This is a genomic window from Roseibium sp. HPY-6 (assembly GCF_040530035.1).
Classification (GTDB): Bacteria; Pseudomonadota; Alphaproteobacteria; order Rhizobiales; family Stappiaceae; genus Roseibium.
Window position 1 is genome coordinate 367,535 of record NZ_JBEWCD010000001.1, and the last position, 18,665, is coordinate 386,199.

The window sequence follows — 18,665 nt, forward strand, 5'->3', positions numbered from 1 at the left end:
GGCGTCTGAAAGTCGCAATACGGGCAAGAAGGAAGGTCATGCTGGTTCCAAAGTGGAGGCGAGAAACCAGCCAGATAACCGGAGGGCCTAAGCCTTAGAGGTCACCACCACCACCTCCTCCGCCATCAATGTGTATTTCGGATGCGTTGTCCTCGACTGAGCTCTTTGAATTATAAGAAAAGTCCAAAAGGAACGCAGACACGAAGACACCGCCAATAGAAGAGTGGCTTCTGGCCCCCGCGGTTCTCGATCTTGACACCGATGCATCCGACCAGATTACGCCTAGAATGAGCAAGGCGCCGATCACCGGCAGACACCAGATGGCCAAAAGCTGATACCTCTTTTGCTCTTTTGTATAGGCCGCTGACCGCTTAAGCCTGTGGCTCGCAATGAGATTGAGCCAGACAAGAAATACGGCGGGTATGAGATAAAAAACAAAATCCAACTGATCCCTCTCCGTCTCAATTTTCTCGCAAAGTAAAAACTGTAATGCGTTCCGTATCGGTTCGAGGTATGCAAGCGCTCGCTCTTTTCTACCATCGGCCAAACGCAGCTTGTTGTTTCTTATGAACGACATCCGCTTTTGCAGTGCGTTCCTCGCTCCTGGTACAAACCGAAACCGTTCTTTCCGCAAAAAATCACGTTCACGGAAACATTTTTGTCAGCGCAAAATACCAGCAAATGTGTCTGGCTTGGCATTGGTAGAAAGCGTCTTGGCGCCAGGAAAACACTCGGTCGTTTTGATACAAAAAGCCCAATTCTCTAATAGTACCAATCACTTCCAGAAGATCGATACAATTTTAGTAAACTTAGATTCAAACACGCTTAAAAAGCATATTTTATTTTATTCAAATTAAAATCAAAGTTGATTAAAGTATAAATTAGCTTTTACTTCGATCATTTTCGCGAAATAAAAAGCAATAGGTCATCGTACGTCAGCCTTGGGGAGGGCGTTACGATGAAATTACTTGGAAAAGCACTGTTTGCATTCACGATAGCTTTCACCGGGATCGTTGCGGGAACACCGGCGCTCGCGGACCCTGGACGGTTCATGGATATGAAAGCCGCTGTGAAGGCGCCGATCGGTCACAAACAGTTTTGCCGCGACAACCGTTCGGCTTGCCCGCAGGAACAGTATGAGCCCGTTGTCGTCAAACTGGATGAAGCACGCTGGAACCAGTTGATTGCGATCAACGCAGAGGTCAACCGCCGCATCCGGCCGATGACGGACGACGATCTTTTCGGCACGGTTGAGCACTGGTCCTATCCGGTAAACGGGTATGGCGATTGCGAGGAATACGTCCTGGAAAAGCAACGTGTGCTGATCGAAGCCGGTTGGCCGAAAAGCGCGCTGCTGATCACTGTTGCCAAGGATGTGTCCAATTCCGGCCATGCGGTGCTGACAGTCCGGACGGACCACGGCGATATGATCCTGGACAACCAGATCGAGGCCGTTCTGCCCTGGTATTCGACGCCTTATCGCTACATCAAGCGTCAGTCAGCAAGTTCGCCCGTCAAGTGGACAGGCATTTCCGATACACGCGTGACCACAGTCAGCAGCGTATCTCGATAAGGATAGGGATCGGCCCCTCATAAGGCCGTCAGGACGATCCGGTCGCGTCCCCACCCTCCCCATCCCTACCACGACCGGATCCAGGGAACCGGCCCGCCCCCGCAGGCCGGTTCCCGTCTTTTCCAGTCGCGCAGATTGGTGCCGTAGATTTATCTTTCCGACAAACCCGCCTTGTAACGCTTCCAGTTCCGCACGTATCCGGCAGCTGACAAGCGAATGTTTTCCGCTGCATCCTCCGCCAAGGTCTTCACCACTTTGCCTGGTACGCCGACAACAAGCGAATTGTCCGGAATGACCTTGCCCTCGCTGACAAGTGCGTTCGCGCCAATGATGCAGTTAGAGCCGATAACAGCGCCGTTCAGGATCGTCGCTCCCATACCGACCAACGCGTTGTCGTGGATTGTGCAGCCGTGAAGAATCGCATTGTGGCCAATGGTGCAGTCGGCACCGATTGTGAGCGGAAAACCCATGTCGGTATGGAACACGCATCCGTCCTGCACGTTAGAACGCGCTCCGATCGTCACCGGTTCATTGTCTCCCCGCAACACAGCACCGAACCAGACACTGGCTTCTTCGCTCAGTCTGATGTCGCCGATGAGCGTCGCGGTCGGAGCGACCCAACAAGCGTCGCTTGCAGGAAAGGAAGGTGACCGGTCGTCCAGTGTATAGATCGGCATTGGACCTCAGGTGTATCCGGCAACGATAAGCGCGACATTCATGACCATGATGCCCGAGCACATGCTCCACATTCCGGCGATTGTGGACGAGGCAACCAGCCAGCCAAGCGGCCGTTTCTCAATTCTACGCCCGCGAATAGCGTTGCGCATGATGATGAAGGGACCCGCAAAGACGCACAGGAACACCTCAACCAGAAAGGCGAATACGTTTTCACCGGAGAACGAAAATTTCGGAGGTTGCTTGGTGACGAGTTGATAAAGAGTCCCGAGAACTCCCGCCGCGACAAAGCCCGCGCTCGCTATATATCCAACGAGAAGTAGATCGAAGAACACGCCCGTTAACCTCTTATTAACTCAGCACTTGGAAAGTGATTAACAATCTCTAAACGGTCAACAGCAAAGACTGTGCCGGACGGGCAAATGGGCAAAAATCCGCATTTCGGACCACATGGGGCGACCTCAAGGATATCCTTAATCGGGACAGATGTTCCGTTTCGGTACAGTGTGTGCCATCGATGGGCACTCGGTGATCAGGAGATTTTCCGGTGATCCCGATGTCTCTCCCGGTCGCAAGCGGCATCAAGCCCCGCCGGTTCACGGCATTGGTTCTTGCAATTGTTCTCCTGAGCGCCGCCTACATTGCAGACCGGGTTGCTTACTGGACCCGGAACTGGAATGCACAGGATGCTTTTTCAACGGCGACAGGTCCGGTTTCCATCCAGGTCGGGCAGGCAGGTTTCAATCTGCCCGCGGAGTACATTGCGATGCGCAGGCAGCGCGTCGCGGCACAAGCTGGCGGCAGTAGTGTGTCCGCTTTGAAACTCTCCATGACATGGCCAGACCTTGAACCGGCACATTCGGGCAGCCTCGCGCATTACGGTCTGCACGATCAGGTATTGGTCGTTGAGCTTGAATTCAATCCGGGTCGCGAAAGCATGCGGGCCCGGTTGGACCCGTTCTACCGCCGGCTGGCACGCGGGGGTGAACTAAACGGGCCGAACGGTCTCAAGATCCTGCGCTTGTCTGCAAGGGGTGCAGCCGGAAGAGACCTCATTGCATATGACCCTGAAAAGCCCGGCGGGTTTATCGCCCGCTGTCAGAAAACCGGATCGGGCCGGGACGCAACGTGCCACCGCGCGATCGTGCTATCGTCCGGTCTGGAACTGAGATATCGCTTTGATCAGTACTTACTTCGGGAATGGCGGCACATTGACAGCGCCATCATTGAAAAAGTGACGGCGTTTCGATCAGGCTAGGCAGGACAAACAAAAAAGGCGCCTTTTCTTCGGAAAAGCCGCCTTTTTTGTAATCGCACTTGGCAGATCAGACTTCGTCCAGATCAATTTCCAGAATAGCCATCTGGAAATTCCAGCTGAGGTCTTCGTCTTCGTCGTCGCGGAAAATGACGCCGATGAACTCTTCGCCGATATAGACTTCTGCAGAATCGTCCTTGCGCGGACGAGCCCGCACCTGAATGCTCGGCAGCTCGAACTTCATACGCAGGTAAGCTTCGATCTTGCGGATTTCATCGGGTTTCACGGCGCTCTCCTTGTCAATGCCGTCTGCTATTTAGTCGCGTGGACCGTATAAGACCAGCCCTAAATGCCAAACCCTTTCCGCAATTTTTCCCCCGCTTCCTTTTTGCCTGACCGTGACCTAATTGTCGCCGAGCAGCTGGTTCATGCTGCGCGCGGGTTCAGGACAACCCGCCTTGCCGACAATCCTGGCCGGAACTCCTGCAACAGTCGTGTTTTCCGGAACATCCGACAAGACAACAGAGCCGGCAGCGATCCGGGAGCAATGGCCAATCTCCAGATTTCCCAGCACCTTAGCGCCAGCGCCGATCAAAACACCGTGACGGATTTTCGGATGGCGGTCACCACCCTCCTTGCCGGTTCCACCGAGCGTCACACCCTGCAAGATCGAGACGTCATCACCGATCGCGGCAGTGCCACCCACAACGATGCCTGTTCCGTGGTCGATAAAGATACCGCGGCCGACGGGAACTGCCGGATGGATGTCGATTTGAAACACTTCGGACGCCCGGCTCTGAAGATAAAGCGCAAAATCCCTGCGGCCCTTGCGCCACAGCCAGTTTGCAAGGCGATGTGTCTGAAGCCCGTGAAAGCCCTTGAAATAGAGAACCGGCTCAAGGTAGCGGAAGCATGCCGGGTCGCGGTCGAACACGGCAACAATGTCGACACGGAAGATCTTCGCAAGCTCGGGCTCGTCGGCCAGTGCCTCCAGATAAGTCTGGCGGATGAGCGAAGCCGAAACGACATCCCGCCCCAGGCGATCTCCAAGCCGGTGGAGCACCGCTTCTTCGAGACTGTCATGATTGAGTACGGTTTCGTACACGAACGAAGAAAGGGCAGGCTCCGAAGCAACCATCTGCTGCGCTTCTTCGCGCAATTGCTGCCAGACCGGGTCATGTGTCGGAACGCGCTTCACGTCGGACTTAGGTATCGGTGCCGACATTGGCTGTCTCCTTTTCAAGCCGTCACAACGGTCCACTAAGATAGGACTGTCGACTGATATTCCAAAATGAAACTTGGTGATATCAGATATGAAGCCTTTTTATGAAACCCGAAACGTTAAGTTTCCGGATACCGGCTCTCCTGAGAAATGGCATAGAGGAAAAGAATGGCCGAAAGTGAACGAAATCAGGGAAAGGGCGAGAACCCCTTCGTGAAATTCAATGGCCGGATCGCCGAAATCATACTGAATGCACCGGAGCGCAAAAACGCGCTGTCACTTGCTGCCTGGGCACGCATTCCAGATCTGATAGACCAGATAAGGGAAGCTGAAGACATCCGGGTGTGTGTGTTGAAAGGCGCAGGCAACAAAAGCTTCTGTGCAGGAGCGGACATCTCGGAGTTTGAAGAAACTCGCTCAACGCCCGCTGCTGCCATGCGCTACGACGAAATCAATGTCGCCGCCTTCAAGGCGCTCAAGTCGTTTCCCGTCCCGACCGTCGCCGAAATAGAGGGACCTTGCCTGGGAGGCGGTCTCGGACTGGCGCTTTCCTGCGACCTGCGGATTGCGTCCAAAACCGCATTCTTCGGGATCCCCGCCGCCAAACTCGGTTTGGCCTATCCTCCAGATGCATTGGGCGCTCTCTTGAGTGCAGTGTCCGCCTCTGACGCAAAGTGGATCCTTTACACAGGTGACCGCTTTACTGCTGACGCGGCACTCGGCATGGGATTGATCAACGAGGTAACGGAACCGGAAGACCTAAGAGATCGTGTCGACACGCTCTGCGCCACCATTTGCGCAAATGCACCATTGTCCATCGCTGCTGCGAAACGCGCTATCGACCAGATTTCCGGGCAATCAGTCCATATGGAACTTGAACAACACAGACTGATTGCAGAGCGCTGCATCGAAAGCGCGGATTACCGCGAAGGGTGTCGCGCCTTTTTGGAAAAACGAAAGCCGCATTTCAAAGGCTTCTGAGAGCCGGACCCTCAAAACTGCTCAAGCGCCTTTCGGTGTCACACTTATTTAAATCAAAACCAAAAGACATTGAGGTAAAACATTGCAAGTGAACAATTTTAGGCAACCTGAGAATTTGTCTTGAGATCAATCAGAAAGTCCTCGACAGCTGCGGCAAAGACGTCGTTTTTGTCGCCGGCAACCATGTGCCCTGCATCTTGGATATCCGTGAATTTCGCATGCGGGACATGGTCGAGAAACTCCTGGACGTGGTCCATGGAAACAAGCTCCGAATTCCGTCCGCGGATCAGCAAAACCGGCAGCGACAGATTGCCGGCGGCCGCCAGCATGTTGGCCTGGATCTTTTCGGCCAGCGCAGGGTCACGGTGCTGCCGGGACTTCAGGAACGCCGGATCCCAGTGCCAGCGGTAGCGGCCGTCTTCGTGGAGACGCAAGTTCTTGGAAAGCCCGGAAAGATCTTTCGGTTTCGCGCGATCCGGCAGATAGCGGGCAATCGCATCAGCCGCTTCCGCGACGTCGGCAAAACCTTCATCGACCCGGTCTCCCATGAAGCCGATGATCTTGCTGACCCCACCCATGTCGATGCGAGGTGTAATGTCAACAAGGACGAGCGCCGACAGTCCACCGGGATTTTCCTGCCCTTCTGCAAGCATACCGGCAAATCCGCCGAGCGAAGCGCCGACAACAACCGGTTTTGCCCGATGCATGGCAAAAACCTGGCGGGTGACTGCCACAAGATCCCTGGCGAAATCTATGAAGCCATATTGTTCTGAGGAAACCCACTCACTCTCGCCGTGACCACGCTGATCCAGCGAGTAGACCGGGTGCCCGAGCGTTGCAATCCGTGTTGCCGCGGCATTCCAGGAATGGCGCGTTTGCCCACCGCCGTGCAACAGAACAACAGGCTGCTCGCCCTCGCCGTAGCGGTCCGCGATCAGGCTGTTCTTTTCCGCTCCCTGAAACTCGACACGTTTCGGTCCCATAGATCCTCCAGGTAAACCACTGCAGCTTTCGCCCACCCGTGTGTCGCGAGCCGTCAGGCCTCCACGTTGTTCAGGAAGGCCAGAACGCCCTGCTTGTGCACCTTGTCGCCCACCGCGACCATGTGATCACGTCCGGGAATTTCCAGTACTTCGGCATGCGGGATCAGGTCGGCGAGTTTGTGTGGCGACCCGGCGATTTCGTCTTTTGTCCCGACAGCGACCAGAACCGGTCTGTCGATGTTTGCAACGTCTTCTTCGCTGATTTTCTGCCGCGATGAACGCATGCAGGCCGCAAGCGCCAGCCGGTCGGACCCGGTTTGATCGGCAAATGCACGAAAGGCCCGGCCGGTGCGGTCGTTGATGTCCTGGATGCGGTCCGTTTCAAGAGCGGATGCGATCGGTTCCGGATCCCCGACACCTGCGACCATTCCATAGCCAAGGCCGCTGAAAATTGCTCTGCGGACGCGGTCAGGGTGATTGAGCGTCAAAAAGGCCGATATCCGGGCGCCCATGGAATAGCCCATGACATCGGCTGTCTCGATTTCCAGGTGATCCAGGACACCCTTTGCGTCTTCCGCCATCAGAGGGGCACCGTAGTCCGCCGGATCATAGAGTTTTTCACTCTCTCCGTGCCCGCGATTGTCGATTGCGATCACGCGACGGTCATTCTGGACCAGGATGTCGACCCAGCCCGGATACTGCCAGTTCACCTGTTTGTTCGAAGCAAATCCGTGAATGAGCAGGATCGGATCCCCCTCACCTTCGTCAAGATAGGCAATCTTGACTCCCCCAACCTCAACATGCGCCATCGTGCATGACCTTTACGTAAACGGAAAACATACTTGATCCAATCGTAGGTGGATATTCCCCGTTTGCAAAGAAGAAATGCAGTGTGCTTAACAAATGTCGGAATGCGGCAGTTAAGCCTCTACCCTTTCCATATTCGAATGGGTATGGTCACCGAAATTCCGTGTCGGGGCACAGCCCCGCGAATGAAGAGGTTTGTGGCAATGGCGGATCAGGTTGTCCCGCACTTTCAAAACACCAGCGGACACGATTCAATTGCGATCGGCGCGCGTCAATTCATGTGCATCGGCGCAAGACCGCCGTTTGATCACCCTCATATCTTTCTCGATATGGGCACAGAAAACGAAATCGTCTGCCCCTATTGCTCCACGCTCTACAAGTTTGATCCGACGCTTGGGGCCGATGAATCGTCCCCGAACGACTGCAACTGGACGCCGGAAGCCGCCTGAGACGAGAGCGTCCGATGACCGACACAGACGACGCGCATCCGATTGTCATTGCAGGCGGCGGCATAGGAGGCCTGACGGCGGCCTTGGCGTTGCAGCGCCAGGGACATGAAATTGTGATTCTGGAACGCGCCAGGGAAATATCCGAAGTGGGCGCAGGTCTTCAGCTCTCGCCGAATGCATGTTCCGTGCTGTCTGGGCTTGGTATCCTCGAGGATCTTGAGCCCTTTGCCTATGCGCCCGACGGGCTCCGGATCTGGTCGGCGAATTCGGGACACCAACTTGCCCGTGTTGAGCTCGGAAAATTCATACACGAACGCCATGGCAACCCGTTCTGGGTGATCCATCGCGCAGATCTGCAGCGGGTCCTGCTCGAGCGGGTAAAGGAGACACACGGGATTTCGTTGCGTCTTTCGTGTGAAGTCCGGGATTTGACAGCATCGCCCTACGACCACCTGGTCTGCATTTACCGCGAGAACGACGAAACCGGTAATCTGAGCTGCAAGGCGCTGATTGGGGCCGATGGTGTCTGGTCCAAGACGAGGCGTCATGTTCCCGGTCACAGGAACGCCCGTTTCAGCGGCCAGGTCGCCTATCGTGCGACCGTTCCAATGGATCAGGTCGACCCGAAATTCGCCCGCGACACCGGACTTTGGCTGCACAAGGATTCGCATCTCGTGCACTATCCGATACGCGGTGGACGTGAGCTCAATATCGTTGCCCTGGCCAAAGAAGACTGGAGTGATGAAACCTGGTCGGCAGAAGCGGACAAGGACGCGGTCTTGCGGGTCTTCAAGGATTGGCCTGCAGAAACGCGAAACCTGCTCAATACCCCGAACCAGTGGCTTAAATGGGCCTTGTGCAGCGTAGATGCGTCCGGGCCCTGGACACACGGCCATATTGCACTGATGGGCGATGCCGCCCACGCCATGTTGCCATTCATGGCTCAAGGAGCGGCGATGGCAATCGAAGACGCTGCAATTCTTGCCAAACACTTGCCGCAGGATGTTGCAAATATCTCGTCTGCACTCAGATCTTTCGAACGGGATCGCAAACCACGTGCCGCCCATGTACAGGGCATTTCGCACGGCAACGCCAAAACGTTCCACTTCTCCGGACCCATGGCGCTCGCTCGCGACACCGTGCTGCGCCTCACGAAGCCGAAACGCCTCGCGGAGCGTTTCGACCGGATTTATGGCTGGACCCCTGATCAATAGATCTTGTTTCGCTTGAGCCGCGTTAAAAGCTGAGATAAAGCCAAACCCAATCCAGGTTTCAGGGAGAGCGACAATGACCGGACAGAAGGCAGATGACGTTGTAACGGCTGCGTTTCTGGTTATTGGAGACGAGATCCTGAGCGGCCGCACCAAAGACAAGAACATCGGTTTCGTCGCAGATTACATGACTTCTCTTGGGATCGACCTGAAAGAAGTCCGGGTTGTTCCGGACGAGCGTGACGAGATCGTTCTGGCTGTAAACGCTTTGCGCTCGAAATACACTTATGTCTTTACCTCCGGTGGCATCGGCCCTACCCACGACGACATCACCGCCGAAAGTGTCGCAGCCGCCTTTGATGTTCCGCTCAACCTCGACCCGCGCGCCGTGACGCTTCTTGAGACGCATTATGCGCCCGGTCAGTTTACGCCGGCGCGTCAGCGGATGGCACGGATCCCGGAGGGCGCGGACCTTATCGAGAACAAGGTGTCGAAAGCACCCGGTTTCAGGATTGAAAACGTGCATGTCATGGCGGGCGTTCCTTCAATCATGCAGGCGATGATGGATGCCATTTCGCCTACCTTGAAAACCGGCAAGAAGATGCTCTCCGAGACAGTTGCCGCCGATATGCCGGAAAGCCGGATAGCCGACCGGCTGGCCGCGATCCAGGAAGCGCATCCCGATACGCTGATCGGCTCCTATCCGAACGCTTCCGACGGCAAGTTCACGACCCAGATCGTCATCCGGTCTCGCGACGAAGACATTTTGCATGCCGCCAAAAGAGATGTTGCTCAAGCAGTTGCGGAAATCCTGGGATCATAAAAAGCGAGTTGAAAATGGAAAATTCCACCCAAAACAAGGCCTTCCCCGTTTCCTGGGATATGTTTCACCGCGACTCCCGCGCTCTCGCATGGCGGCTGTCGAGCGAAGGCGAATGGAAAGCGATTGTTTGCATCACACGTGGTGGCCTGGTTCCTGCCGGCATCGTGGCGCGAGAACTTGGCATCAGGACAATTGAAACGGTTTGCATCGCCTCCTATCACGACTACGACAATCAGGGACAATTGAAGGTCATCAAGCCGATTGACCCGAAAGTCATCGACCTCGAAGACGGGGAAGGCAGCGGGGTTCTCGTCATTGACGATCTCGTGGACACCGGAAAGACCCTCAAGGTGGTGCGCGGAATGCTGCCGAAGGCCCACTATGCGACGGTCTATGCAAAACCGGTCGGCGTTCCCATGGTCGACACGTTCATCACAGAGGTCTCGCAGGACACCTGGATCTATTTCCCCTGGGACATGGGCTGGCAGTTCCAGCCGCCGCTGTCAAAAGACACAGCTGGATAAATCGCACGCAGGAATTTTACCGGTTGTGGTGACTGCCCACAGCTATCACGACCCGCGGAGTTGACTGTCACGCGTCTGCCTGAACAATCCTGCTATTGAGTGATTTGCTTTCCGCCCATGCGGATCGGTGAAACTGAAATTCTTTGGCAGGATCGTGAATGCTGAACAGACGTCTGTTCCTTGCGTGCTTTGCAGCGGGCCTTGCCGCCGGTTGCCAGTCCGGAAGCAGCGCGGGGCGTTTGCCGCCGCGCCCAGGCTCACGTGCCGTTGCCAGGGCACCTGCGGCCAAAGATTCCATTTCTCCGGACTTTGTTCAAATGTACCGGGCAATGCCCGAAGAGCCCTTCCCTGTTCCGGCGGTCGACATCAGCAAGATCGACCCGGTCTACTATCGCCGCCAGGTCGATTATTCATCTTCAGAACCCGCCGGTACAATCGTCGTCGATACGCCGAACCGGTTTCTCTATCTGACGATGGAGAATGGCAAAGCTATGCGCTATGGCGTTGGCATCGGCCGCGCCGGATTTGCCTGGGGCGGCCGCGCGCGCATTGCTGCCAAAAGGCCCTGGCCGAAATGGTTTCCACCTGCGGAAATGATAGAGCGGGAACCGAAGCTGGAAAAATATCGCGGCGGCATGGAACCGGGTCTGGAAAACCCCCTTGGTGCGCGCGCCCTTTACATCTACGAGGGCAACAAGGACACGCTCTACCGTCTGCACGGCACCTCGGCGACCTGGTCGATCGGCAAGGCTGTCTCCTCGGGGTGCGTACGTATGCTGCACCAGGACGTCATAGACCTTTACAATCGGGTTCCGAACGGCACACCGATTGTCGTGCGCCAAGTGTAATCGGACAATAAACTTCAGCAATACAGGTGCGAGCTTGCGGCCTTGACCATTGAGGGCCAAGGCGCAAGTTTTTCAGAGAGTAGATCCGTGAATGGATATCAGCGCGTGCTGGTACGCTTCACTTTGAGACCCTTTGAACCGGAACCGTTCGGCTTGACTTTCGATGCCTTGAAAGGTGTCTGCTTGATGCCACCGTGGTTGGCACAGGCAACTTCGGCGCTGATCGCGTCATCCGGACCAAAATCGTAAACAGTTCCGTCCGCACAGTGGACAACGTGGTTTGCAGCATTTGCCGCGGTCGGCAGGCTCGAGAACGCAAGCGTTGCGATAGCGAAGGCGGACAAGATTTTGACAGTCAGTTTCATTTCAATCTCCTTGGTTTAGGTCAGCTTCGTTGCTGACAACCGGAAGATGGAAATCTGAGGTTTCAATCGTGCTTCGCGTCCGGATTCAATTGTATCAGCGTCAGGGCTGTCTGATACTTTGAATACAAAGGATGGGCGCCGGCGCGCCAACTAACACATTGGCCCGGGAAGATGACGTCGTTTGACCTAGACGTTGATGGCGACCGGCTTCACTGCGTCGATTCCGTCCTGCCGGACATCGCAGCCGATGGCATAGGCAGCAACACCAACATCTTTTGCCTGCTGAAACGCGGATGCATAGTTCGGGTCGATGTCCGCTGCCAGGCTGAGCGTGGAACAGTCAGGCCGCTGAACGAGAAACACCATCACGGCGCTGTGTCCTTCGGCAACCATGTCGGCAAGTTCCTGCAGGTGTTTTGCGCCCCGCGCGGTCACGCTGTCCGGGAACTCGGCAAGACCGGCCTGCCGCATCAGATGCACATTCTTGACCTCTACATAGGTTTTGTGTCCATCCGCACTTTCAAGCAGGATATCGATGCGGGAGTTCTTGCCGTATTTGACCTCCCGCCGCAGCGACGCGTAGCCGCTCAGCGCCTCAATACGTCCTGCTTCGATCGCCTCTTCTACAAGCTTGTTGGGGTGCGCCGTGTTGATGCCGACAAGTGCGCCATCCGCCTCGATGATTTCCCAGGAGTATTTGAGCTTCCGTTTCGGATTGTCCGAGTGGGAAAGCCAAACGCGCGATCCCGGCTCTTTCAAACCCAGCATCGAACCGGGATTGGCACAATGAGCCGTTACTTCCCGACCGTCGGCATCCAGGATGACGTCCGCCAGGAAACGCTTGTAGCGCTTGACGAGGCGGCCGCTTACCAGCGGTGCTGCGAATTTCATATCGTTCCCCTAAACGTCAGAAGATGGAGGCTATGGGCTTATTTGGACCAGAAATCAGGATCCAGTAGGACAAGAACCGTAAAAAGTTCCAGGCGCCCTACCAGCATGGCAAAAGACAGCAGCCACTTGGCGCCATCCGGGAGTGGCGCGAAGTGACCGGCAGGACCAATGACCGGCCCGAGGCCCGGCCCGACGTTGCCGACAGACGTCGCCGCGGCGGATATCGCGGTCACCAGATCCAGATCAAAAAAGGAAAGCGCCACGGTAATGATACCGACGGACCCCAAATAGACGACAAGGAAGGCCAGGACCGAGAATGACAATTCAGGCGTCAGCCGCGTTCCGGCATACTCTTCCGACATGATCCGGTGCGGACGCACCATCCTGCGAAGATGCGCGCGAACGGTTCCAAAGAAGACCAGGAAACGGAAAATCTTGATGCCGCCGGTCGTCGACCCGGTGCATCCACCCACGAACATGAGCAACAGCGTGATCCCGACCACCGGTGCGCCCCATTGCGAGAAATCGCCGAGGGCATATCCCGTACCCGTTACGATGGACACCACGTTGAACGTGGCACGCAACAGGGCTTCTTCAAATGGAAAGCGCATGTTGATGCCGAGATAGACCGTGAGCGTGAGCGAGACGAGAGCGAGAAATCCGAGCAAGGCCCGCACCTGAGGATCGCGCCAGAGCTGCAGTGGATGGCCGCGAAGGGCCTGGATAATTAGGACGAACGGCAGGGCACCGATAATCATGAAGACAATCGCAACCCAGCCGGACGCCGGGTTCTTGAAGTAACCGAAAGATTCATCGTGCGTTGAATAGCCCCCGGTCGCGATCGTCGTCAGCGCATGGTTGAACGCGTCGAAGAGCTCCATGCCCGTTGCCAGATAGGCCGCGATGCAGAGCACGGTCAGAAACAGATAGGCCAGTCCGATCAGACGGATCAGCTCCACGGATCGGCTCACTATTTTTTCAGACCGGTCCGAACTCTCACTCTGGAAAAGCTGCATACCGCCGATCCTCAGAAACGGCAGCAGGACGATGGCCATGACGATGATCCCGACCCCACCCATCCATTGCAGCATGGACCGCCAGACAAGAAGGCCCGGAGGCAGACCGTCAAGGCCTGTCAGCACAGTCGACCCTGTGGTCGTGAAGCCCGAAACAGCCTCAAAAACCGCGTCCGCATAACCGATCCCAAGCCACAGGAACGGCAAGGCACCAAAGGCAGGCAGTGTTGCCCAGGACAATGTGGTCAGGATAAAGGTCTGGCGGGTATCCAGACCTTCGCGCAAGGAGCCGCCAACAGCAATCGACAGCAGCATTCCGATCATGCCCGTCAAAAGGGCTGAAAAGACAAAGGCCTGCCAGTCGGCATTTTTCTGGGCGACATCGACGATTGCCGGAATAAGCATGGCGGTTGCAAGGCCGACATACAAGAACCCGAGAACGTTCAAAACTGGTCTGATTGAAATCAAGCAGAACTCATCCCGAAAACCGTTGCATCCCCTCGCACGGATCCCCGTTTTGAGGGTCCAGTTCACCGTCCTAACGCTTTTCCGCAAGAATTCCAATGCTATCCGTAAGCCTTCCCCCGGAAGATCGATGTCGACGGACCGGCAGCGCCGACAGAGCGCCGCCTTTACCGCACACAGTCTCCCGAGGAGAAAAGCAGTGTGGATGCTGGTGGGGGTTTAACTCAGGAACCGGTCCGCTCTGCAATCATGTGCCAATGCCACGAACCTGGCTTGCTGTGTTCCTTGTCGTCAAGGCTCATAAGTTCGAACGCATTGAAAAGTTGAACCAATTCACTGGCGTTGCAGTAGAAATGCGGGTGATCCTTGTCGTCGTCACCCTCCCTCACCCAGGTATCGGGCGCGATCTCCGTACCGACGCCGAAATTGACGTTGCGCTTGGAAAGCATTGTGCCCTGGTAATGCCCACCCGGTTTCAACACGCGCGCAATTTCTGAGATTGCCTTTTTCACGATCGCCGGGTCGCCGTGATAAATAACATTGAAGGAGAGTACATAGTCGAAGGACTGGTCCGCAAACGGCAGCTCGGTCATGGGAGCAAGGTGCGTTGAAACCTCCAGGCCGTTTGCCTCCGCGCTCGCGTTGAGCTGGTCGAGGCCTGACTGAGACAAATCCATCGCATGTGTGTCGAAACCGGCCCGGGCAAAGGCCAGCGCGTGCCGGCCGACACCACATCCCAAATCCAGTGCCTTCAATGGGGCTTTCCGCTGTAGTTTGGAAATCAGCACCGAAACATCTTCACTCGGCTGCAGCCAGTCCGCCCGGCCTTCTTCGGTTCGCCAACGCTTGTCCCAGGCGAAATGTGCCGTGTCGGTCCTGTCGGCAGGGTAGCTTGTGCTCATCGTGGCGATCCTTCCAATATCGTTTTGCGGGCAAAATTGCCCAATCTCTCCACACACAGCACCAGGACGAAGATCATCAGAATGATTGTCATGGCGAGCTGGTAGTCAAAAAAGTCCATGGCGACTTTCAGTTCGATGCCGATCCCCCCTGCTCCGACCAGGCCGAGCACGACCGAGGAGCGCGTCGCCTTTTCAAGTGCAAACAAGGAAGTGGTGATGAAAGACGGCATCGCGGCTGGAACGACCGCGCAGAAGACCGTATCAAGCTTGCTGGCGCCCGCCGCCGTAAGTGCCTCGCTCGGACCCTTTTCGGCATCTTCCATGGATTCAGCAAAGAACCTGCCGCAAAAGCCGACCGTATCGACGGCGATCGCAAGCGTTCCGGCAAATGGACCCAACCCGACCGTGATTACGAAAACCAGGGCCCACACCAGATCAGGAACCGTTCGGAAGAGCGCAATCAACAAACGTGAACCGGAGTAGAGGCAACGGCTGATGATGCCCGGACCCGTCAGGCCCTTGGCCGCGACAATGGCAAGCGGCAGGCTGACGACGATACCGATGATGGTGCCCGCGAGCGCCATCTGAAACGTCTCAAGCAGTGCTTCGCCGAGCTGAGGAAGCCTTTCCGCCGAAGGTGGCCAGGCTCTTGAAAGAAAGTCGACAAGCGCCGGTCCGCCGGAAACAAGTGCCGAGAACGACCAGCCCGCCCCCTGAAACGACCACAGCACGAAAGCTGCCAGGGCGACATAAAAGGTGAACCGCAATGCTCCGGGGCGCTCGAAGCGCTGAGGCAGACCGCGCTCTGGTCTGTAGCCGATGTCAGCCATAGTGTTTCCCCAGATCTGCGGAAGACAGTGTGTTGCTGGCGGCGTCAAGAACGATTTCACCCTGCTTGATGGCCAATACGCGATCGGAATAGCTGAGGGCCTGCTCGACATTGTGGGAAGTGAAAAGCAGCGTGATGCCTTCGTCCCGTGTCAGCTTGTGGAACAGTTCCATCACCTCATGCCCGGCGACCGGATCGAGACTGGCAACAGGTTCGTCGGCGACGATCATCCTGGGGTCCTGCATCAGGGCCCTGGCAATGGCGACGCGCTGCGACTGGCCGCCGGAAAGCTGATCGGCGCGCTGGAGCGCCTTGTCCGCAAGTCCGACGCGCTCAAGGCAGTGCATGGCGCGTTCGCGGAGCGATACGGGCGCAAAGAACTGCGACCAGCCTCTGATGCCGCCGGACCGGCCGAGATTTCCATGAATGACGTTGGTCAGCGCTGAGACTCGCGGAACGAGGTTGTGTTTCTGAAAGACAAATCCGACGTCCGCGCGCAATTTGCGCAGCCGATGCTGGCGCGCGCTGGTAACGTCCTCGTTGAACAGCCGAGTGGCACCTTGATCTGGCTCGATCAGACGTAAAGCACATCGGAGGGCGGTCGATTTTCCCGCCCCGTTGGACCCAATCAGAGCAACGGCCTCCTGACCGCGTACCGAGAAAGAAACACCGCGCAGCACCATATGGTCAGCGCCGAAAGACTTCGACAGTCCCTCAACGATAAGATCACAGGTCCCCGCCTCGCTCACCGGTGCCGGAAACCTTGCCGGCGCTTGCGCGCCGACGAAGTCTGCTTGGGCCTGGGCCATTATTCGCCGATGAACTTGTCATACTGCGGAAAACCCGCAGTCGAGTACATCGAGCGAACCAGATCGTAGGCGCCATCTTCGATCGCGACCAGATCCATGCCGTTATACTTGTCGTTTTCCTCGTGCTGCAGGATCGCTGTGACAATGGCATCCTTGTTATCGAGGATTGCCTTGCGAACGCCCTCGGCAGCCGTCGCGTCGATATGCGATCCGACCATGAGCATGTCATTCGGCAAGTCGCCTGACCGCGCGATGACGCGGAAGAAGCCGTTCGGGACACTTTCGTCCTTGTTCCGCACGCGGACCCAGGAGTTATGGTTTGTTCCCATGCCTTCGATTTCGCCCTTTTTCAGGGCTTCATGGGCAATGTTGCGGGAGGTGTGCAGCTTGTCGACATCCTTGACCGGATCGATGCCGTAATCGGCCATAAGCTGCATCGGGCAAAGCATGTTGGATGTGGATCCGATATCGCCGAAGGCGACTTTCTTACCCTTCAGATCCGCCGGGCGGGTGATCCCGCTGTCGGCGCGCACGACGATGGCGCAGTAGTAATCCGGACGTCCGAGGCCAATCAAAGGCGTCGCGTCCGTTAGCTTGTTGATGACGATATACTCGGCCGGACCGGTGACCACGAAGTCGACCCGCTTTGCACGCAGCGCTTCGGCAGCGGCGGTGCGGCTGGTGACAGGAAAGAACTCGAACGTATGGTCGGTCGCATTTTCCAGGGCTTCCTTGAACGGGCCCCACTCGAGCTGCAAACGCTCAAGACCTTCGACATCCGTAACGGCCAATTTGTAGGTGTCTGCAAGGGAAGATGTGACGGAAAGCGCAAGCGCTGCAACCGCATATGCGGCGGATTTCAGAAATCGCATGATAGGAACTCCAAACGAGCCAAGAGCAAGCCAGTAAAGCGGAGCGACCCTAGCGACTACCGGAGCGCCGAATGTGAAGCAAATATGTAGTTTTTACGAATTTTGACACCGGAGAACATCTCTTTTTTCTTCCTTTTCGTTACTCAGTACGGCTTTTTCTATATTTTTCTTTCAGTTATTCATTAAACGGCAAATAAAAATCACCGACATGTCATAAAAAATCATAAAAGTATAATCGTATAGACATCTCCCCACCGCAGATTTTTGGTAGTTGCCTCTCCGGCTTCACGGAGGGTGCGATGCTGGTCGTCGAACAATTGTCGAAAGTTTTTGGAGACTTGACCGCGGTGGACAGTGTTTCGCTGGCCATTCCGGAAGGGCAGATGGTGGGCATTATCGGCCGCTCGGGTGCCGGTAAATCCACCTTGCTCAGAATGATCAACCGGCTCTCCGATCCATCGCATGGCTCGATTGTCAACGAGGGCCGGGACATAACCGCACTGAAGGGTCGGGACCTGCGCCTGTGGCGTGCCTCCTGCGCGATGATTTTCCAACAATTCAATCTGGTCGAGCGCATGGACGTTCTCACCAACGTCATGGTCGGACGCATTGCGCACACGGGATTTGCACGATCGATGCTCAAGTCCTTCACCGACGAAGACAGAGCACTTGCGATCCACGCGCTGGACCGTCTCGATCTGGTTCCGCAGGCACTGCAACGAGCCGGAACGCTGTCCGGCGGACAGCAGCAAAGGGTTGCGATTGCCAAGGCGCTTGTACAGAACCCGCGCATCATGCTTGCAGACGAGCCGATCGCTTCGCTCGATCCTGCCAACGCAACGCGGGTTATGGAAGCCCTCAGGCAGATTAACAAAGCCGACGGTCTGACTGTGTTGGTCAACCTGCACACGCTTGATACGGCACGCACATATTGCGACCGGATTGTCGCGATGCGTGCCGGCAAGGTGCATTTCGACGGAACACCGGAGGCTCTCACGACCGACAAGGTCCGGGCGATCTATGGGACCGACACCCTGGGCGACGACATAGATGAAGCCGTCACCTCCACATCCCTGTCACCAGTCTCGTCACGGCAGCCAAAGCAGGCTGTCGGAGCGTAACGCGCAGCGGTGCACAGCCACACCTGCGTTTATTGCGGCTGCGG

At 56.3% G+C, this 18,665-nt stretch carries 22 protein-coding genes; 9 read left to right on the top strand and 13 right to left on the bottom strand.

The window, feature by feature from the left end:
• Positions 1 to 958: 958 nt before the first annotated feature.
• Complete coding sequence (locus tag ABVF61_RS01815; protein ID WP_353991819.1) at positions 959 to 1,573, top strand: transglutaminase-like cysteine peptidase; 615 nt, start codon at positions 959 to 961, stop codon at positions 1,571 to 1,573.
• 149 nt (positions 1,574 to 1,722) lie between these two features.
• Here ABVF61_RS01815 and ABVF61_RS01820 read toward each other — a convergent pair whose 3' ends face one another.
• Entirely contained in the window at positions 1,723 to 2,250 is a 528-nt protein-coding gene (locus ABVF61_RS01820; protein WP_353991820.1) for a gamma carbonic anhydrase family protein, read from the bottom strand.
• Between the two features lie 6 nt (positions 2,251 to 2,256).
• Complete coding sequence (locus ABVF61_RS01825; protein ID WP_353991821.1) at positions 2,257 to 2,583, bottom strand: DUF6949 family protein; 327 nt, start codon at positions 2,581 to 2,583, stop codon at positions 2,257 to 2,259.
• A 212-nt stretch (positions 2,584 to 2,795) separates the two neighbouring features.
• Here ABVF61_RS01825 and ABVF61_RS01830 point away from each other — a divergent pair, with 212 nt between their 5' ends.
• Positions 2,796 to 3,506, top strand: a complete 711-nt coding sequence (locus tag ABVF61_RS01830; protein WP_353991822.1) for a hypothetical protein — start codon at positions 2,796 to 2,798, stop codon at positions 3,504 to 3,506.
• A 67-nt stretch (positions 3,507 to 3,573) separates the two neighbouring features.
• Here the strand turns inward: ABVF61_RS01830 and ABVF61_RS01835 are convergent, their stop codons facing one another.
• Together ABVF61_RS01835 and cysE are read right to left on the bottom strand one after the other, a co-directional pair.
• Positions 3,574 to 3,789: a DUF3126 family protein gene (locus ABVF61_RS01835; protein ID WP_306145349.1), complete on the bottom strand. Its 216-nt coding sequence runs from the start codon at positions 3,787 to 3,789 to the stop codon at positions 3,574 to 3,576.
• A 117-nt stretch (positions 3,790 to 3,906) separates the two neighbouring features.
• On the bottom strand, positions 3,907 to 4,728 hold the full coding sequence (gene cysE / locus ABVF61_RS01840; RefSeq protein WP_353991823.1) for a serine O-acetyltransferase: 822 nt from the start codon (positions 4,726 to 4,728) through the stop codon (positions 3,907 to 3,909).
• Positions 4,729 to 4,893: 165 nt separating this feature from the next.
• On the opposite strand from cysE, the gene ABVF61_RS01845 reads away from it, so the two are divergent.
• Positions 4,894 to 5,706, top strand: a complete 813-nt coding sequence (locus ABVF61_RS01845) for an enoyl-CoA hydratase (RefSeq protein ID WP_353991824.1) — start codon at positions 4,894 to 4,896, stop codon at positions 5,704 to 5,706.
• A 98-nt stretch (positions 5,707 to 5,804) separates the two neighbouring features.
• On the opposite strand, the gene ABVF61_RS01850 is transcribed toward ABVF61_RS01845, so the two are convergent.
• Positions 5,805 to 6,689, bottom strand: coding sequence for an alpha/beta fold hydrolase (locus ABVF61_RS01850; RefSeq protein ID WP_353991825.1), 885 nt, complete (start codon positions 6,687 to 6,689; stop codon positions 5,805 to 5,807).
• A 53-nt stretch (positions 6,690 to 6,742) separates the two neighbouring features.
• Positions 6,743 to 7,498: an alpha/beta fold hydrolase gene (locus ABVF61_RS01855; RefSeq protein WP_353991826.1), complete on the bottom strand. Its 756-nt coding sequence runs from the start codon at positions 7,496 to 7,498 to the stop codon at positions 6,743 to 6,745.
• Positions 7,499 to 7,699: 201 nt separating this feature from the next.
• Here ABVF61_RS01855 and ABVF61_RS01860 point away from each other — a divergent pair, with 201 nt between their 5' ends.
• The 5 genes from ABVF61_RS01860 (at position 7,700) to ABVF61_RS01880 (ending at position 11,351) form a co-directional block, all read left to right on the top strand.
• Positions 7,700 to 7,945, top strand: coding sequence for a zinc-finger domain-containing protein (locus ABVF61_RS01860; RefSeq protein ID WP_353991827.1), 246 nt, complete (start codon positions 7,700 to 7,702; stop codon positions 7,943 to 7,945).
• A gap of 14 nt (positions 7,946 to 7,959) precedes the next feature.
• Entirely contained in the window at positions 7,960 to 9,159 is a 1,200-nt protein-coding gene (locus ABVF61_RS01865; RefSeq protein ID WP_353991828.1) for an FAD-dependent monooxygenase, read from the top strand.
• Between the two features lie 73 nt (positions 9,160 to 9,232).
• Positions 9,233 to 9,979, top strand: a complete 747-nt coding sequence (locus ABVF61_RS01870) for a competence/damage-inducible protein A (RefSeq protein WP_353991829.1) — start codon at positions 9,233 to 9,235, stop codon at positions 9,977 to 9,979.
• A 14-nt stretch (positions 9,980 to 9,993) separates the two neighbouring features.
• Entirely contained in the window at positions 9,994 to 10,503 is a 510-nt protein-coding gene (gpt, locus tag ABVF61_RS01875; RefSeq protein WP_299481278.1) for a xanthine phosphoribosyltransferase, read from the top strand.
• A gap of 158 nt (positions 10,504 to 10,661) precedes the next feature.
• The gene (locus ABVF61_RS01880) at positions 10,662 to 11,351 is read left to right on the top strand and encodes a L,D-transpeptidase (RefSeq protein ID WP_353991830.1); all 690 of its coding nucleotides are present in this window, start codon (positions 10,662 to 10,664) and stop codon (positions 11,349 to 11,351) included.
• A 98-nt stretch (positions 11,352 to 11,449) separates the two neighbouring features.
• On the opposite strand, the gene ABVF61_RS01885 is transcribed toward ABVF61_RS01880, so the two are convergent.
• From ABVF61_RS01885 to ABVF61_RS01915, 7 genes are all read right to left on the bottom strand, one after another.
• Entirely contained in the window at positions 11,450 to 11,716 is a 267-nt protein-coding gene (locus ABVF61_RS01885) for a hypothetical protein (protein WP_353991831.1), read from the bottom strand.
• A gap of 186 nt (positions 11,717 to 11,902) precedes the next feature.
• The gene (gene sfsA, locus ABVF61_RS01890; RefSeq protein WP_353991832.1) at positions 11,903 to 12,607 is read right to left on the bottom strand and encodes a DNA/RNA nuclease SfsA; all 705 of its coding nucleotides are present in this window, start codon (positions 12,605 to 12,607) and stop codon (positions 11,903 to 11,905) included.
• Between the two features lie 38 nt (positions 12,608 to 12,645).
• On the bottom strand, positions 12,646 to 14,070 hold the full coding sequence (locus ABVF61_RS01895) for a TrkH family potassium uptake protein (protein ID WP_353993652.1): 1,425 nt from the start codon (positions 14,068 to 14,070) through the stop codon (positions 12,646 to 12,648).
• Positions 14,071 to 14,312: 242 nt separating this feature from the next.
• Positions 14,313 to 14,990 (bottom strand): class I SAM-dependent methyltransferase, encoded by a 678-nt coding sequence (locus ABVF61_RS01900; protein WP_353991833.1) that lies wholly within the window; start codon positions 14,988 to 14,990, stop codon positions 14,313 to 14,315.
• Positions 14,987 to 15,820: a phosphonate ABC transporter, permease protein PhnE gene (phnE, locus tag ABVF61_RS01905; protein WP_353991834.1), complete on the bottom strand. Its 834-nt coding sequence runs from the start codon at positions 15,818 to 15,820 to the stop codon at positions 14,987 to 14,989. Before phnE ends, ABVF61_RS01900 begins: the two co-directional genes overlap by 4 nt.
• Positions 15,813 to 16,628, bottom strand: coding sequence for a phosphonate ABC transporter ATP-binding protein (gene phnC, locus ABVF61_RS01910; protein WP_353991835.1), 816 nt, complete (start codon positions 16,626 to 16,628; stop codon positions 15,813 to 15,815). The genes phnE and phnC (ABVF61_RS01910) overlap by 8 nt, the downstream gene beginning before the upstream one ends.
• Positions 16,628 to 17,500 (bottom strand): phosphate/phosphite/phosphonate ABC transporter substrate-binding protein, encoded by an 873-nt coding sequence (locus ABVF61_RS01915; protein WP_353991836.1) that lies wholly within the window; start codon positions 17,498 to 17,500, stop codon positions 16,628 to 16,630. The genes phnC (ABVF61_RS01910) and ABVF61_RS01915 overlap by 1 nt, the downstream gene beginning before the upstream one ends.
• Before the next feature lie 299 nt (positions 17,501 to 17,799).
• Here ABVF61_RS01915 and phnC (ABVF61_RS01920) point away from each other — a divergent pair, with 299 nt between their 5' ends.
• Positions 17,800 to 18,621, top strand: coding sequence for a phosphonate ABC transporter ATP-binding protein (gene phnC / locus ABVF61_RS01920; RefSeq protein WP_353991837.1), 822 nt, complete (start codon positions 17,800 to 17,802; stop codon positions 18,619 to 18,621).
• Positions 18,622 to 18,665: the final 44 nt, after the last annotated feature.

Bases quoted from the DNA above. Each gene is read 5' to 3' on its own strand.
- ABVF61_RS01815 (WP_353991819.1), top strand. From the start codon at position 959: ATGAAATTACTTGGAAAAGCACTGTTTGCATTCACGATAGCTTTCACC.
- ABVF61_RS01820 (WP_353991820.1), bottom strand. From the start codon at position 2,250: ATGCCGATCTATACACTGGACGACCGGTCACCTTCCTTTCCTGCAAGC.
- cysE (WP_353991823.1), bottom strand. From the start codon at position 4,728: ATGTCGGCACCGATACCTAAGTCCGACGTGAAGCGCGTTCCGACACAT.
- ABVF61_RS01845 (WP_353991824.1), top strand. From the start codon at position 4,894: ATGGCCGAAAGTGAACGAAATCAGGGAAAGGGCGAGAACCCCTTCGTG.
- ABVF61_RS01850 (WP_353991825.1), bottom strand. From the start codon at position 6,689: ATGGGACCGAAACGTGTCGAGTTTCAGGGAGCGGAAAAGAACAGCCTG.
- ABVF61_RS01855 (WP_353991826.1), bottom strand. From the start codon at position 7,498: ATGGCGCATGTTGAGGTTGGGGGAGTCAAGATTGCCTATCTTGACGAA.
- ABVF61_RS01860 (WP_353991827.1), top strand. From the start codon at position 7,700: ATGGCGGATCAGGTTGTCCCGCACTTTCAAAACACCAGCGGACACGAT.
- ABVF61_RS01865 (WP_353991828.1), top strand. From the start codon at position 7,960: ATGACCGACACAGACGACGCGCATCCGATTGTCATTGCAGGCGGCGGC.
- ABVF61_RS01870 (WP_353991829.1), top strand. From the start codon at position 9,233: ATGACCGGACAGAAGGCAGATGACGTTGTAACGGCTGCGTTTCTGGTT.
- gpt (WP_299481278.1), top strand. From the start codon at position 9,994: ATGGAAAATTCCACCCAAAACAAGGCCTTCCCCGTTTCCTGGGATATG.
- ABVF61_RS01880 (WP_353991830.1), top strand. From the start codon at position 10,662: ATGCTGAACAGACGTCTGTTCCTTGCGTGCTTTGCAGCGGGCCTTGCC.
- ABVF61_RS01885 (WP_353991831.1), bottom strand. From the start codon at position 11,716: ATGAAACTGACTGTCAAAATCTTGTCCGCCTTCGCTATCGCAACGCTT.
- sfsA (WP_353991832.1), bottom strand. From the start codon at position 12,607: ATGAAATTCGCAGCACCGCTGGTAAGCGGCCGCCTCGTCAAGCGCTAC.
- ABVF61_RS01900 (WP_353991833.1), bottom strand. From the start codon at position 14,990: ATGAGCACAAGCTACCCTGCCGACAGGACCGACACGGCACATTTCGCC.
- phnE (WP_353991834.1), bottom strand. From the start codon at position 15,820: ATGGCTGACATCGGCTACAGACCAGAGCGCGGTCTGCCTCAGCGCTTC.
- phnC (WP_353991835.1), bottom strand. From the start codon at position 16,628: ATGGCCCAGGCCCAAGCAGACTTCGTCGGCGCGCAAGCGCCGGCAAGG.
- ABVF61_RS01915 (WP_353991836.1), bottom strand. From the start codon at position 17,500: ATGCGATTTCTGAAATCCGCCGCATATGCGGTTGCAGCGCTTGCGCTT.
- phnC (WP_353991837.1), top strand. From the start codon at position 17,800: ATGCTGGTCGTCGAACAATTGTCGAAAGTTTTTGGAGACTTGACCGCG.